We start from the raw sequence: 13,370 nt of genomic DNA, 5'->3' as shown, positions 1-13,370 counted from the left end.
TGACGCCCCCCACCCCGCCGCGCCATCCCCGTCGCATGGCCCGTGTCGTTCACGCTTTTCTCCTCGCTCTCAGGGATTTGCCGCACCCGCGCGTGCTGCGCATCCTCGCGCTCAGCCTCGCGCTCACACTGCTCCTCCTTGCCGCCAGCGGCGCAGCGCTCTTCTTCGCCGCGCGCCGGGGACTCGAACAGGGGCAGTGGCTGGACGGCAGCGGGCTCGACATGGCGGGCATCCTCATCGCGCTCGCGCTGATCGCGGGCGGCTGGCTGCTCTTTCGCACCGTCGCGATCGTCGTCGTCGGACTGTTCGCCGACGCGATCGTCGCCGATATCGAGGAGCGGCATTATCCGGACGCCGCGCAAAGCGCCGTCGCGGTCGGGTGGCGTCAGAACATCATGCTGGCGCTGGCGTCGCTCGCGCGCGTCATTGCCGGCAACCTGATCGCGATGCCCTTCTATATCCTGCTGCTGGTCACCGGGGTCGGCACGGTTTTGCTCGCGCTGGCAGTCAACGCTGTCCTGCTCGGCCGCGATCTCGAGGCGATGATCGGCGCGCGACACCCCACCCGGCCACGGCTCGACCGGTCGGCACGCTGGTCACTCGGCCTGCTGTCTGCCGCAAGCTTCCTGGTTCCCGTCGCCAATTTGTTGGCGCCCATCCTCAGCGCCGCTATGGCCGTCCACCTGTTCCATCTGCGTACCAACAACGAAAAGCGGGGCCTTTCATGATCCGAAACCGGATAACGCAAAACTGGCGCCTGACGGCAAGCGCCGGGCTCGCCCTCCTGCTCGGTGGCTGCGCCGGCTCCGCTATTCCGCGCGCCATCCCGCCACAAACCACCGCGCCGCCGCCGACCATCGTCAAGCCGGTGCAGAACAACAATCTGATCGGCAACAGCGCCGATGCGATCAGCAGCATGTTCGGCAAGCCGCGCCTCGATGTCGCCGAGGGCGCCGGCCGCAAGCTGCAATTCGCCGGCGCCGCGTGCATCCTCGACATTTACTTCTATGCCGCACGCGCCGGCGCCGCCCCGGTCGCCACCCATGTCGACGCCCGCACCCCCGACGGACGCGATGCCGAGGTCAACGGCTGCGCCGCCGCATTGCGCCGTTAGACTGGCATCACGCCGCCAGTTCAGCGAGCGCCCATAGCGCCGCGTCGGCGACCATGTCTGATTCATCCGCAGAAAGCCGCTCAAGCGCCGGCCGGAACCCGGCATCACCGCTGTTGCCCGCTGCGATTGCAGCATTGCGTACCATCCGATTCCGCCCGATCCGCTTGATCGGCGAGCCCGAAAATACCGCGCGAAACTCCGCGTCATCGAGCGCCAGCAAATCGCCGAGCGACGGCGCCACCAATTCGGCGCGCGGTAGAAAGGCGCGGTGCCGCGCCGCAGTATCGGCAAACTTATTCCACGGACACACTGCCAGGCAATCGTCACAACCGTAAATGCGGTTGCCGATCGCGCGGCGAAACTCGGCCGGAATCGGCCCGTTATGCTCAATGGTGAGGTAGGAGATGCAGCGCCGCGCATCGACGCGATACGGCGCAGGAAAGGCGCCGGTCGGACACGCGTCCTGGCACGCCGTACAACTGCCGCAGCGATCGCGCGCCGGCGCGCTCGGCGCCAGCTCCAGGGTTGTATAAATCGCCCCCAAGAACAGCCAACTGCCATGATCGCGGCTGACGAGATTGCTATGCTTGCCCTGCCAGCCAAGCCCCGCAGCCTCCGATAGCGGTTTTTCCATCACCGGCGCGGTGTCAACGAACACCTTGACTTCGGCGCCCTCGACTTCGGCGACGAGCCAGCGCGCAACCGCTTTCAGCGCCTTTTTTACGACGTCATGATAATCAGCGCCCTGCGCATAGACCGAGATTCGTCCATGCTCGTGATGATCGGCGAGCGCCAGCAGGTCATGCGACGGCGCGTAGCTCATGCCCAATGCTATCACCGACCGCACCTCGGGCCACAACCCTTTCGGCGAACCACGCTGCGCTGCGCGGCTTTCCATCCAGATCATGTCGCCGTGGCACCCGTCGGCAAGCCATTCGCCCAGCCGCGCCGCGGTTTTCGGCGCCGCGTCGGCATCGGCGACGCCAAACGCGACGAAACCGTGCGCGCGCGCGACATCGGCAAGCCGCTGTTCCAGCGATGGCAAGGGGTTCGCAACCATTGGCGCTCTATACGCCAAGCGCTTGTCCGTGCCATAGTTTGCACGTGCAATGATCGGGGACCGGGGTTTGAGCGACTATAGCGTCGAGGCGGCTGGCCTCACCAAATATTTCGGCGCCTTCAAGGCGGTAGACCATGTGTCGCTCGAAGTGCCGACAGGCAGTATTTATGGCGTCCTTGGCCCCAATGGTGCGGGCAAGACGACCAGCTTGCGCATGATGCTGGGCATCATCGACCCCGACGCAGGCACCAGCCGCCTCTTCGGCGATCAGCGACCACAGGCGGTGCGCCACCGGATCGGCTATCTGCCCGAGGAACGCGGGCTTTATCCCGGGATGAAAGCGCGCGAGGCGATCGCTTTCATGGGCGCGCTGCGCGGGCTTGACTGGCGCGAGGGCCGGCGTCGCGCCGCGACCTTCATGACCGAACTCGGCCTCGAACGCGTGATCGACGAGAAAATCCGCAAAATGTCGAAGGGTATGGCGCAGATGGTTCAGCTGATCGGGTCGATCGTCCATGCACCCGACCTGATCGTTCTCGACGAGCCTTTTTCGGGGCTCGACCCGGTCAACCAGGAGCGGCTCGAAATGCTGGTAAAGCGCGAGCGCGACCGCGGCGCGACGATCCTCTTCTCGACCCACGTCATGGCGCACGCCGAACGTCTGTGCGACCGGATCGCGATCATCGCCCGGTCGGAGCGTAGGTTCGAAGGCACGGTCGACGAAGCGCGCGCGCTGTTGCCGATGCAGGTGCGCTATACCCCGCGCGACAGTCGCGATGCTGCGGGAATCGTCGCAATCCTGCCCGCCACCGCCAAACAGCACGGCGAAGCGTGGCATTTCGCGATCGAAGACGCCGACGTCGAACCCCTGCTGTCGCAGATTACCGCCAGCGGCCATGGCGTCACCGGCCTGTCGATCACCCGTCCCGCGCTCCACGACGCCTTCGTCCATATCGTCCGCCAGGTCGATGCGGACTTCGCCGCCGATGCGACCTGCGATGCGGTGCAGGAGGCGCTGGCATGACCCCCTTCTTGCGCAGCATGTTCGTGATCGCGCGCCGCGACCTGATTTCGATCGTCGCGACGCCGACCTTCCTTCTCTTCCTGCTCGCGCCGCTATTCATGCTCACGGTCGGCGCGCTCGGCGGCATGGGCGCGTCGCAGCTCGCCGATAGCGCGCGCAGTGCGGGCCGGATCGTCGCGGTGATCGATGCGTCCGACATCGAGGCGGCGCGCGCGGCCGACGCACGTCTCCGTACCGCCTTTGGCCGCCCGCCACCCCCGCTCGAACTGCGCGCCGACGGGCCTCGGCCCGCCGACCCGGTCGCCATCGCACGCGAAAAGGGCAGCGACACTTATGCAGTGCTGAGCGGCCCGCTCGCGACCCCGCGCATCGTCGAGCGCGAGCCGGGCAGCAGCGCAGGCCGCTATCTGGCGCTGCTCGCAAGTGAGGTCCTGCGGACCCGCGCCGCGGGCGCCGCACCGCCAGTCGCCCCGCGCTTTGAAAATCTGGCGAGCGGCGGCACCAGTATCGCAGCGCAGCAGTCGATGGGTTTCGCCGCAGTCTTTGCGATCTTCCTCCTCACCCTCCTCCTCGCCGGGCAGACCGTCGGCTCGCTCGCCGAGGAGAAGGGCAATAAAGTCATCGAAATCCTCGCCGCCGCGGTTCCGCTCGAGAGCGTTTTCCTCGGCAAGCTGCTCGGCATGCTCGGGGTCGCGATTCTCTTCATCGCTTTTTGGGGTGGAATCGCGGTCGCGGGCGGACTTCTCTTCGCGACACAGATCGACCCCGCGACCCTGGCCGGCGCGGCGAGCAGGCCCGCTGTCGCGCTGACCGCCGCGCCGGCAAGCGGCTGGGCCTTCTTCCTCGGCGTCGGCCTGTGCTATTTCATCCTCGCCTTCCTGCTCCTCGGCGCGGTCTTCCTCGGCGTCGGCGCCCAAGCCGCAACGGTGCGCGAGATTCAGATGCTCAGCCTGCCGATCACTATCTTTCAGGTCGGGATGTTCAGCCTGTCGGCCGCCGCGGCAGGCGCACCGGGCAGTAATCTTGCGCGCTTTGCGCAAATCTTTCCCTTCTCCTCCCCCTTCGCGATGGCCGCACGTGCGGCGACCGACGAAGCGCGCGCGGTGCATCTGCTCGCGATCGGCTGGCAGGCGATCTGGGTCGCGATTGTCATCTTCCTGTCGGTGCGGCTGTTCCGCGCCGGGGTGCTGAACAGCGGCGGCGGCTGGAAATTCTGGCAGCGCGGACGCGCGGCGATGAGCGGAGAGGCCGCCTCGGACCAGCGTCATTGACAAAGCTGTCAACAGTGGCATTCTGCAACTGATCGAGCCGACGGCGGCAAACGCTGCGGCGAGTCTAGCAGAGAGAGGATGTCCCAGATGGCGACCGCAGCCAAGCCCCAAGTGACCACCGACCCCTATGATATGAGCCCCGCCGCGATCTATTCCGAGGATCGCTGGCAACAGCCTTTTGCCGAGCTGCGCGCCATGGGCGGCATCTACAAGGTCGAGGACAGCGTCCACGGTCCCCATTGGAATATCTCGAGCCATCAGGCGATTCAGCATATCGAAGCGCTGCCTGACATCTACAGCTCATCATGGGAGTATGGCGGAATCACCATCCTCGACCGCGACGAGGCCGAGGAGTTCCGCCTGCCGATGTTCATCGCGATGGACCGGCCGCAGCACACCGACCAGCGCCGCACCGTCGCCCCCGCCTTCACTCCCGCCGAAATGACGCGCCTGTCCGAAGACATCCGCCGCCGCACCGGCGAGGTTCTCGACAGCCTGCCTTGGGATGCCGAATTCGACTGGGTCGACCGCGTGTCAATGGAATTGACGACACAGATGCTCGCGATTCTGTTCGATTTCCCGTGGGAAGACCGCCGCAAGCTGTCCGAATGGTCCGACTGGATGGGCGATGTCGAGCTCGCCCAAAAACCCGAGCTCCGCGAACAGCGCCGTGCGGTGCTTGAGGAAGCCTTCGTTTATTTCCAGAAGATCTGGGTGGAAAAGGCGAACCAGCCGCCGACCCCCGACCTGCTCTCGATGATGCTGCACAGCGAAGCGATGAGCCATATGGACAAATATGAGTTCATCGGCAATCTCGTACTGCTGATCGTCGGTGGCAACGACACGACGCGCAACACCATGTCGGGGCTCGCCTACGGCCTCGATCTCTTTCCCGAACAGCGTGCGAAACTGGAAGCCGATCCGTCGCTGATTCCCAATGCTGTGAGCGAAATCATCCGCTGGCAGACTCCACTCGCGCATATGCGCCGCACCGCGCTCGAAGACACCGAATTGTTCGGACACAAGATCGCCAAGGGCGACAAGATTATCCTCTGGTATCTGTCGGCAAATCGCGATGAAAGCGTGTTCGACGACGGCGACGCGCTGAAGCTCGACCGCGACAATGCCCGCCGGCACCTGTCCTTCGGCTATGGCGTCCACCGCTGCGTCGGCGCACGCCTCGCCGAACTGCAATTGCGCATCCTGCTGGAAGAAATGGCGGCGCGGCGGATGCGCGTCAACGTCGTCGGCGCGCCCGAACGCGTCCACGCCTGCTTCGTCCACGGTTTCCGTACGATCCCGGTGACGATCGAGAAATATTGACGACTGCGGGGTCGCAGGCGCAGGGTGGCAGCGTATCGAAGGGGCAAGGAACGCTCATGATCGACCGCCGCCACCTGATTGCCGGACTCGCACTGGGCGGAGCCTTTATCGGCGCGCCGCTTCTCTTCGCCAAATCGAGCCGACCACAGGCCGAACCCGGCTGGCGATTGAGCGATGCCGAATGGAAAAACCGCCTCTCACCGCTGCAATATCGCGTGTTGCGCGAAGCCGCGACCGAACGCGCCTTCACCAGCCCGCTCGACAAGGAAAAGCGCGCGGGTACCTTCCTCTGCGCCGGCTGCGCGCTGCCGCTTTATTCCAGCAAGACCAAATATGACAGCCGCACCGGCTGGCCCAGCTTCTGGGCCCCCCTCAAAGGCGCGATCGCAACCTCGACCGACCACGACCTCGGCTATGCTCGCACCGAAGTCCACTGCAAACGCTGCGGCGGGCATCTTGGCCATATCTTCGACGACGGGCCGAAGCCGACCGGCAAGCGTTACTGCATGAACGGCGCGGCAATGACCTTTAGGCCTGAGTGACGAGAGTCAGCGCGCAGGACCTTCCTCCTCACTCACCCTACCGTCCCGCATCGCGACATCACGCGGCAACGGCTTCAGCGCCAGCGTCCCCAACCGCACCCGCGGGTTCGTCTTGCCCGGCACCGCGCCCAGCGCAAAGCCCGGGTCGAGCCGCAACGCCGCCGCCGACACCTGCCCCAACCGCACCGTATAACGCCCGTAAGCCACGCTTTCGAATAGAAAATATCCGTCGAACTCGCTCAACGCCGTTGCGCGAACCCGCCCTTCGGCGTCGACCAGCTCCAGACTCAACCCTTCGATCGCATTGCCCCCATCACGCATCGCAATGCCCTCGATCTCGCCCGCCACCGTCATCGGCAACGCGACCTTGATCGCGATGCCCGGGCGCGGGGTAACGACAACCCCGGGCAGCGCAGGCTGAACATAGGGGTCGGGCAGGCTTCCCGCGTCGATCCCGATCATCACGGCACGAAATGGCTCCAACCCGTCGATCATCGCGCGGCCGTCCTTACCTGTCGCCGCATCGACCATGCTGTTGCCCGCAGTCAGTGGCACTCCCGGCAACGCGGCTTCGCCGGGCTGGCGAACCCCGTCGCCATTTTCGTCCATCCATACATCGGCCATCACCTGACCGCGGCTCGCGAGCTTTTCGCTCGCCGCGCGCCAGCCGCCGCCGCGCGGGTCGGGACCCAGGCTGAAGGCGAGCGACAGCGATGCCGCGGCCGATCCGTCGCTCGCCACCTCGCCAAAACCGCTCAGCTGTAGCTTTTTGAAACGGCGCGTATATCCAAGTCCCGCGCGCGCGCGGTCGAGCCCGCGGTCATAGCCCGCCTCGGCGCGCCATTCGGCATCGCCCTTCCCCGCCCATTCGCCGATGACGGTCATTCGCGTGTCGGCATGGTCACCCGACAGTGCGAAGCGCGCCTCGCCGCGCACGCGAACGCGACCGATCCGGGCATTGGCGAGCAGGCTCGCGGTCATATTATCGGGCGGGTCGGGGCCAATCGGCACCTTGGTTCGCGCCCAGTCGAGCTGCCCGGTGAAGGTCAGGGCATGGAAGCTTGCCGATGCGCGCGCCGTCGCCTCCAGACTTTGCACGCCCGACGTGCGATCGACATGACGCAGGTCGAAATGCAACGGCAGCGCCGTCCGCCCCAGCGTCACCGGCTGATCGATCGACAGCGAATAGAGGCCGTTGATATGGTTGACGAAACGATCCGAAACAAAATCCTTCCAGCCGCGCATCGCGTCGGCGCGGACATAGGTTTCGCCAAAGGCCGCAAGCCAGCTCGCGCGCAGCGCCGCCCCGCCATCATCGGCATAAGCGCCCGCAACCTCAAGCAAGGTCGGGCCGATCGCACGCCGCAGCGCGACTTCACCATAGCTCCGCCGGACATTCTCGATCATCAGGCTGTGGGCATAGCCCGCAACCGATGTACGAAGGTCAATCCCGCGCTCGATTCCCAGCGTCCCGCGCCAGCCGCGCCGAAACGGCCCGCCGCGCCGGCCGCCAAATTCGATCAGGTCGGCATTTTCCTGCGCAATCCCGGCCCAATACCAGGTCTGCCGCGGCGGGATGGAATCCATCCCCACCTGCAACTGCCTCGTTTCGCGCCGCACCTGCCCTTGCGGGCCGTACATCACAATCTCGAAGCGGTTCGATCCATATTGCAGCGGAACGTCCGGAAACTCATAGCGCCCATCGCCGTTCGGGCTGGTGAACGCCAGCAATTGCCCGTTCCGATACAGCTCGGCGTCCCAACCCGCGGGCAAATCGCCGCGAAAGCTGGTCTTGTCGAAGCTGTCCGGACGATCGACCGGCCGATTGGTCAGGACCCCCCCGCGCCCCGGCGCTGATCCCGCGACAATCCCGGTCGCGAGCAAACCGACATCACCGACGGCATAATGGGTGGCTTTGAGCGCCCCGAGCAGCCGCCCTTCGGGATCGGTGCGATAGAGTCGCGGGCGCAGACTGTCCGGCACACCCCTGTCGTCGGACGACAGCCGCGCGTCGAAGCTTTGCGCCAATATCTCGCCCGCCGCGAAAAGCTCGTAACGTGCCTGAGCATGAGATCCGCCGCGCTTGTCCGACACAATCCCTGCCGAAGCGACAACATCAACCGAGGGCGTCGCCCAACCCTGATAAGGCCGCGACGCCTGTGGCAGGCTCGCAAGGTCAAACGACGCCTTCGGCCGCAGCCCCGCGGCGCGCACGCGGCGTTCGGCGGCGAGCTGAAAGGGAAGTTTTTCCCTGGTGTCGATGCGCAGCACCGCATTCGCCATGTCCGCCGCAATCGGAACGTCCAGCCAATGGCCGAGCTGGTCGAGATCGACGCACCACCCCGCCGGCGTGTCGCGGATCGCGGTGGAAGACAGTTTGAAAACCTCGCTGCCAACACGCACCGTACCTTCATCGCGGTCGATCGTCAGACTCCGGCGCTCGTCGAACACCCAGCCCGTTGCGCGGCGCAACTTCTTGTCGACGCGTACCGCCAGATCGAGCGCCAGAACCATGTCCGCCAGGTCGACGCACACACCCTGCGGCGTCTGATAGCCGCGCACCCCGTCGCCGAGCCGATAAGCACCCGAACGCATGTCGAACAGCCAGCTGTCGTCCTCGTTCGGCGTCCAATCGACCGCGACGACCGGAACTTCCGGATTTTCAGCGGCCTGAGCGCCGGAAAGGCCGAACCCCGCCAGCGCCATTCCGGCCAGAATTGCCGGTCTCCATCGTTTGAACAGCGCTTTCAGCACGGTCCGGCCGCCGCTGTCCGGCTCCCGTTCGCGCTATTTCACCACCCGTTCGGCTTCGTCGATCGTCGCGCCGCCCACTTCGCGACCCTCGCTGTAACGGATACGCAGCGGCCCCTTGAGCTTCGCGGCCAGCTCGGGCGGGACGCGAAGCGACACCGCACGCTGCGTCACCTCAGGATAGACAGCGATGCCGCGCGCGACGAGAAGCGGCTCTGCCACCCCCGGCCGCGTCACTTCGATATCGCCATAAACCGACCGGTTGCCGGTACGCTCGAGGTCAAAGTCGAACGCCGGCCCGTCAACGGTCTCGCTGATCCGGGCCTCCCCGATCGTCGCCTCGGCGCCCAGATCACCGACACGGACGATCACCGGAATCGTGATACCATAAATCGGGGTCAGCGCGATCGATACGCCGCTGCTTGCGGGTTTCGCCTTGTCGGTGGCAGCAATGCTATCAGGCACGGCGCGAAACAGCATATGCGCTCGATACTCGCCGGGTGGCGTGCCCTCGGGAACGCGCACGCCGACACGGATCACCTGCGGCTGATTCGGCGGCAGCGTGACGCGGCGCGGGCTGAAAGCAATCATGCCGAGCGCGGCCTTTTCAGCCGCATTGGCATCGGCTTCGGCGATTTCATCGAGCCCGCCCGCAGCGGTCATCCGCTTGATCTCGAGGCTGATGCGATAGGTCGCGGGCTCGGCGCCGATATTGTTCAGCACCACTTCGGTTCCGCGCGATCCATCGAGGATCACGCGCGTCGGGGCGACGAGCAGGTCTCCGGAGGCGTGTACCGGCGACGCGGTGACGCCGAGCGCAGCCGGAATGAACAGGCAAAACGCCCGAAAAATATGCAACATGGATACGATCCCCACAATCGTTTGCGGCACGATATCATCGTGCCGACGGCGTTATCCGACGTGGTCCCCACCGCGCCGCTGGTCCCATCCTGCCTGCATCAACATGGTTGATATTTTGCTAACCATGATGCGAACATGTGCGAAGCGCGCAAGAAGAAGGGGTCGCCAGACCCGCGTCCGACGCCCCCTTTTTCTCCCGACAGGCGCGCCCGAAAGCCCGCCTGCCTTCCCCCAAGCTTATTGATAATTGGCGGTGACGTTGAACGTCCCTGCATAATCGCCCGCCGCCTGGTTGGCACCGACGCTCAGCACGCCGCCGACACGGAAGCTGCCGCCGACCGTTCCCGGCCCCGCAGTCAGGGTAACCGACGTCGCCGAATAGCTGAGCGCCGCCGACATCGTGCCGCCGAGCGACCCGGTCAGCGTCACCGTATTGTCGCCACCGACGAGCACCACGGCATTGTTCGTGCCCTGGATATCGAAGCCGGCCGATGTCGGGGTACCGGTACAGGTCAGGTTCGCACCGCACGTCGCCGCGCCAGCGGGCGAAACCGTGACGGTCGAGGCAGTTGCGCCGCTGATGATCGTCGCAAATTCGAGGTTGCTGGTGTTGGTAAGCGTGATCTGACGCAGGATCTTGGCTTTCGCCGTCCCGGTGGCCGACGCCGCGTGCGCCACCGGCGCGTTTATCGCGAAGACAGCCATTGCCGCGCCGACGAGGGCGCGCTTCATTCCAAAGTTGCGCATATTTTCTGGTCCCTTGAACAATCAAAGTTCGAATGGAAATCCCACCCCATTCGCCTCCCCTTTAGCGGAGGACCAGTTCAGCCTTTGCCAGCGACCATGGTTAATGCCGAGTTATGACTCGGTCCAAAATTCCATAGAAAAAATAGCTATATGAATGACTTGAAGTCATTCTTCTACCGTTCCGAAAAACTTTTCTTCACCCTCGACGGCCCGCGCTGGCACAAGTCACCGTGTCGCCAACGACGAAAAATCAGATCGATTCGCCGCTCAGCCGCTGGCAGATCATGTCGAGCTGGTCGAGCGATCCGAATTTCAGCGCCAGCGTGCCTTTTCCATCACCGGCATACTGAATCGCGACACCGATCCCGAGCAGTTCGGACAAATGGCGTTCAACCGCCACGATGTCGGGGTCGCGGTTCAGGCCCGGTGATTCGACCACCGGAGCCTTGCAACCACCACCTTTTTCGACGCGCACCAGCGCCTCAACCGCGCGCACCGACAGGCCTTCCTTGACGACCCGCCGCGCAATCGCCTCTGCCCCGTCGGCGCCGATCAGTGCGCGGGCGTGGCCCATCATCAGCGATCCGTCACCGACGAGCGTCTGAACGCTCGCGGGCAGATCGAGCAGGCGCATCAAGTTCGCGGCATGGCTGCGCGACTTGCCGACCAGTTTCGCCAGCGCCTCCTGGCTATGGCCGAAATCATCGATCAGGCGGCGATAGGCCCCCGCTTCTTCGATCGCATTCAGATCCTGCCGCTGAATATTTTCGATCAGGGCGATCTCATAGGTCGCTGCATCGTCGAGATCGCGCACCAGCGCCGGGATCTGATGCAGCCCGGCGCGCTGCGCAGCGCGCCAGCGCCGTTCGCCCGCGACGAGCTGATAGCCCTGCCCATCAGGCGCGCGGCGGAGGATGATCGGCTGCAAAAGCCCGCGCGCCGAGATCGAATCAGCGAGCTCGGCGATCGCCGCCTCGTCAAAATGGCGCCGCGGCTGCCCTGGCAATGGGCGAATCGATCCGATCGGAACATGCTGCACCGCGTCGCCGGCCGCAGGCGTCGGCGCGGGCATTGCACCTCCCGGGCTCGCCAGTACCGGCGCTTCGACCGCGACGTCGCCGAACAGCGCGTTCAACCCGCGGCCTAGCCCCGATGGCCGCTTGCGCGGCGTTGGGGTGCCATTTTCATCATGATTATCAGCCATTTATGCAGCCTTGCGGACGTTGGGCAGTCGGTCGATCAATTCGCGCGCCAGCGCAATATAGGCGGCCGATCCGGCGCAGCGATGGTCATAGATCAGCGCCGGCAAGCCGTGGCTCGGCGCCTCGGAAAGCCGAACATTGCGCGGGATCACGGTTTCGAACACCACCGGCCCCAGCACTTCGCGGACATCGTCGGAGACCTGATCGGTCAGCCGGTTGCGGCGATCGAACATGGTCAGCGCGACGCCAAGGATCGACAATTTCTGATTGAAACGCTCGCGCACGCGCTCGACTGTCGTCAGCAGCTGACTGAGCCCCTCGAGCGCAAAAAACTCGCATTGGAGCGGCACGATCAGCGATTCGGCAGCGATCAGCGCATTGAGCGTCAGCATGCCAAGTGATGGCGGACAATCGATCAGGCAAATATCCCACTGCCCCGCCTCCGCGTCCGCCAGCGCCTGTTGCATGCGATGGAGCCGGTCCTGAAACTCGATCAGCTCAATCTCGGCGCCCGACAGATCGACCGTCGCGGGAACGATGTCGAGCCGCGGCACCGCGGTTGGAATCGCGCATTCTGCCAGCGTCGCGTCGCCGCGCAGTAGCTCATAGCTCGAATATTCACGCTGCGATTGCTTGATTCCGAGCCCGGTAGAGGCATTGCCCTGCGGATCGAGATCGATGATCAGTGTCCGCCAGCCGGTCGCCGCGAGCGCCGTCGCCAGGTTGATCGCGGTCGTCGTCTTGCCGACCCCGCCCTTCTGGTTCGCCACGGCAATGCGGATCATCGCTTTCCTCGCTGTTTTTCGCCGATCTGTCCCGTGCCGACCAAAATCTGGCTCTCGGCGTCGGTGCGGCTCTGTTCCACGTGGAACATTCTCTGCCATGGCTGCGGCAACAACGCCAGTTCCTTAACCGCGTTTCGTCCTTTTGGGAGCAGCCAGCGCGTCGATTCAGTGGAAAAACGCGTGGACAAGTCGATCAACCTGTCGAGCGGCGCAAAAGCGCGCGCACTGATCGTCGCTGCGACGCGCGTTTTGATCCGCTCGAGCGGCGCTTCGACGACCTCGACATGCGCCAGATTCAATGTCTCGGCGACCCCACGCAAAAACTCGCACCGGAGTTTGCGCGATTCGACAAGCGCCATCGGTCGCCCGCTGAGGATCGCGACGACCAACCCCGGAAGCCCCGCCCCGCTCCCGAGGTCGAGCCACACGCCGTCACCATCGCTCCGATCGAGCACCAAAAGCTGGGCGCTGTCGGCAATATGGCGAACCCACAGGTTCGGGATCGTCGACGCGGCGATCAGATTCTGCCGGTCATTTTCGGCCACGAGCAGTCCGGCGAAACGCTCAAGTTGTTCCCATTGATGCGCACTCGGGGCGAAGGTCTCGCCGATCCAGGCACGCGCGCCCTCTTCGCTGTCGAGCAATTCACTTCCCATGATTCAAACCACTTTCGTCATTCGCGCAAACGCG

General features: G+C 64.8%; 13 protein-coding genes. 6 read left to right on the top strand and 7 right to left on the bottom strand.

Annotated elements, in window-relative coordinates; translation table 11 throughout:
* The first annotated feature begins 35 nt into the window (after positions 1 to 35).
* Together AC1RRJ_RS15660 and AC1RRJ_RS15655 are read left to right on the top strand one after the other, a co-directional pair.
* Positions 36 to 728: an EI24 domain-containing protein gene (locus tag AC1RRJ_RS15660; protein WP_493124296.1), complete on the top strand. Its 693-nt coding sequence runs from the start codon at positions 36 to 38 to the stop codon at positions 726 to 728.
* Positions 725 to 1,114, top strand: coding sequence for a hypothetical protein (locus AC1RRJ_RS15655; protein WP_493124295.1), 390 nt, complete (start codon positions 725 to 727; stop codon positions 1,112 to 1,114). Before AC1RRJ_RS15660 ends, AC1RRJ_RS15655 begins: the two co-directional genes overlap by 4 nt.
* Before the next feature lie 7 nt (positions 1,115 to 1,121).
* Here the strand turns inward: AC1RRJ_RS15655 and queG are convergent, their stop codons facing one another.
* Complete coding sequence (gene queG, locus AC1RRJ_RS15650; RefSeq protein WP_493124293.1) at positions 1,122 to 2,174, bottom strand: tRNA epoxyqueuosine(34) reductase QueG; 1,053 nt, start codon at positions 2,172 to 2,174, stop codon at positions 1,122 to 1,124.
* A gap of 49 nt (positions 2,175 to 2,223) precedes the next feature.
* On the opposite strand from queG, the gene AC1RRJ_RS15645 reads away from it, so the two are divergent.
* From AC1RRJ_RS15645 to msrB, 4 genes are all read left to right on the top strand, one after another.
* The gene (locus AC1RRJ_RS15645; RefSeq protein WP_493124291.1) at positions 2,224 to 3,198 is read left to right on the top strand and encodes an ABC transporter ATP-binding protein; all 975 of its coding nucleotides are present in this window, start codon (positions 2,224 to 2,226) and stop codon (positions 3,196 to 3,198) included.
* A complete protein-coding gene (locus AC1RRJ_RS15640; RefSeq protein ID WP_493124289.1) occupies positions 3,195 to 4,469 on the top strand; it encodes an ABC transporter permease in 1,275 nt (424 codons plus the stop codon). Before AC1RRJ_RS15645 ends, AC1RRJ_RS15640 begins: the two co-directional genes overlap by 4 nt.
* A gap of 87 nt (positions 4,470 to 4,556) precedes the next feature.
* A complete protein-coding gene (locus AC1RRJ_RS15635; protein ID WP_493124287.1) occupies positions 4,557 to 5,792 on the top strand; it encodes a cytochrome P450 in 1,236 nt (411 codons plus the stop codon).
* A gap of 56 nt (positions 5,793 to 5,848) precedes the next feature.
* Positions 5,849 to 6,334, top strand: a complete 486-nt coding sequence (gene msrB, locus AC1RRJ_RS15630; protein WP_493124285.1) for a peptide-methionine (R)-S-oxide reductase MsrB — start codon at positions 5,849 to 5,851, stop codon at positions 6,332 to 6,334.
* A gap of 6 nt (positions 6,335 to 6,340) precedes the next feature.
* On the opposite strand, the gene AC1RRJ_RS15625 is transcribed toward msrB, so the two are convergent.
* The 6 genes from AC1RRJ_RS15625 to rsmG form a co-directional block, all read right to left on the bottom strand.
* Positions 6,341 to 9,088, bottom strand: a complete 2,748-nt coding sequence (locus tag AC1RRJ_RS15625) for an MSCRAMM family protein (RefSeq protein ID WP_493124283.1) — start codon at positions 9,086 to 9,088, stop codon at positions 6,341 to 6,343.
* 33 nt (positions 9,089 to 9,121) lie between these two features.
* Complete coding sequence (locus AC1RRJ_RS15620; protein WP_493124281.1) at positions 9,122 to 9,946, bottom strand: fimbrial biogenesis chaperone; 825 nt, start codon at positions 9,944 to 9,946, stop codon at positions 9,122 to 9,124.
* Positions 9,947 to 10,183: 237 nt separating this feature from the next.
* Positions 10,184 to 10,693, bottom strand: a complete 510-nt coding sequence (locus tag AC1RRJ_RS15615; RefSeq protein ID WP_493124279.1) for a DUF4402 domain-containing protein — start codon at positions 10,691 to 10,693, stop codon at positions 10,184 to 10,186.
* Positions 10,694 to 10,943: 250 nt separating this feature from the next.
* Positions 10,944 to 11,897, bottom strand: a complete 954-nt coding sequence (locus AC1RRJ_RS15610) for a ParB/RepB/Spo0J family partition protein (protein ID WP_493124277.1) — start codon at positions 11,895 to 11,897, stop codon at positions 10,944 to 10,946.
* Positions 11,898 to 12,680 (bottom strand): ParA family protein, encoded by a 783-nt coding sequence (locus AC1RRJ_RS15605; RefSeq protein WP_088473607.1) that lies wholly within the window; start codon positions 12,678 to 12,680, stop codon positions 11,898 to 11,900.
* On the bottom strand, positions 12,677 to 13,336 hold the full coding sequence (gene rsmG, locus AC1RRJ_RS15600; RefSeq protein ID WP_493124274.1) for a 16S rRNA (guanine(527)-N(7))-methyltransferase RsmG: 660 nt from the start codon (positions 13,334 to 13,336) through the stop codon (positions 12,677 to 12,679). The genes AC1RRJ_RS15605 and rsmG overlap by 4 nt, the downstream gene beginning before the upstream one ends.
* Between the last annotated feature and the right edge of the window lie 34 nt (positions 13,337 to 13,370).

Source organism: Sphingopyxis sp. GW821-FHT12C06 (assembly GCF_058807415.1).
Note: the sequence above shows the minus strand (reverse complement) of the source record. Positions and strands in the feature narration are given on the sequence as shown.

What these genes read in the sequence shown, in the direction of transcription:
- AC1RRJ_RS15605 (WP_088473607.1), bottom strand. Translation starts at nt 12,680, where the DNA reads ATGATCCGCATTGCCGTGGCGAACCAGAAGGGCGGGGTCGGCAAGACG.
- AC1RRJ_RS15640 (WP_493124289.1), top strand. Translation starts at nt 3,195, where the DNA reads ATGACCCCCTTCTTGCGCAGCATGTTCGTGATCGCGCGCCGCGACCTG.
- AC1RRJ_RS15615 (WP_493124279.1), bottom strand. Translation starts at nt 10,693, where the DNA reads ATGCGCAACTTTGGAATGAAGCGCGCCCTCGTCGGCGCGGCAATGGCT.
- AC1RRJ_RS15660 (WP_493124296.1), top strand. Translation starts at nt 36, where the DNA reads ATGGCCCGTGTCGTTCACGCTTTTCTCCTCGCTCTCAGGGATTTGCCG.
- AC1RRJ_RS15610 (WP_493124277.1), bottom strand. Translation starts at nt 11,897, where the DNA reads ATGGCTGATAATCATGATGAAAATGGCACCCCAACGCCGCGCAAGCGG.
- AC1RRJ_RS15620 (WP_493124281.1), bottom strand. Translation starts at nt 9,946, where the DNA reads ATGTTGCATATTTTTCGGGCGTTTTGCCTGTTCATTCCGGCTGCGCTC.
- rsmG (WP_493124274.1), bottom strand. Translation starts at nt 13,336, where the DNA reads ATGGGAAGTGAATTGCTCGACAGCGAAGAGGGCGCGCGTGCCTGGATC.
- msrB (WP_493124285.1), top strand. Translation starts at nt 5,849, where the DNA reads ATGATCGACCGCCGCCACCTGATTGCCGGACTCGCACTGGGCGGAGCC.
- queG (WP_493124293.1), bottom strand. Translation starts at nt 2,174, where the DNA reads ATGGTTGCGAACCCCTTGCCATCGCTGGAACAGCGGCTTGCCGATGTC.
- AC1RRJ_RS15655 (WP_493124295.1), top strand. Translation starts at nt 725, where the DNA reads ATGATCCGAAACCGGATAACGCAAAACTGGCGCCTGACGGCAAGCGCC.
- AC1RRJ_RS15645 (WP_493124291.1), top strand. Translation starts at nt 2,224, where the DNA reads ATGATCGGGGACCGGGGTTTGAGCGACTATAGCGTCGAGGCGGCTGGC.
- AC1RRJ_RS15635 (WP_493124287.1), top strand. Translation starts at nt 4,557, where the DNA reads ATGGCGACCGCAGCCAAGCCCCAAGTGACCACCGACCCCTATGATATG.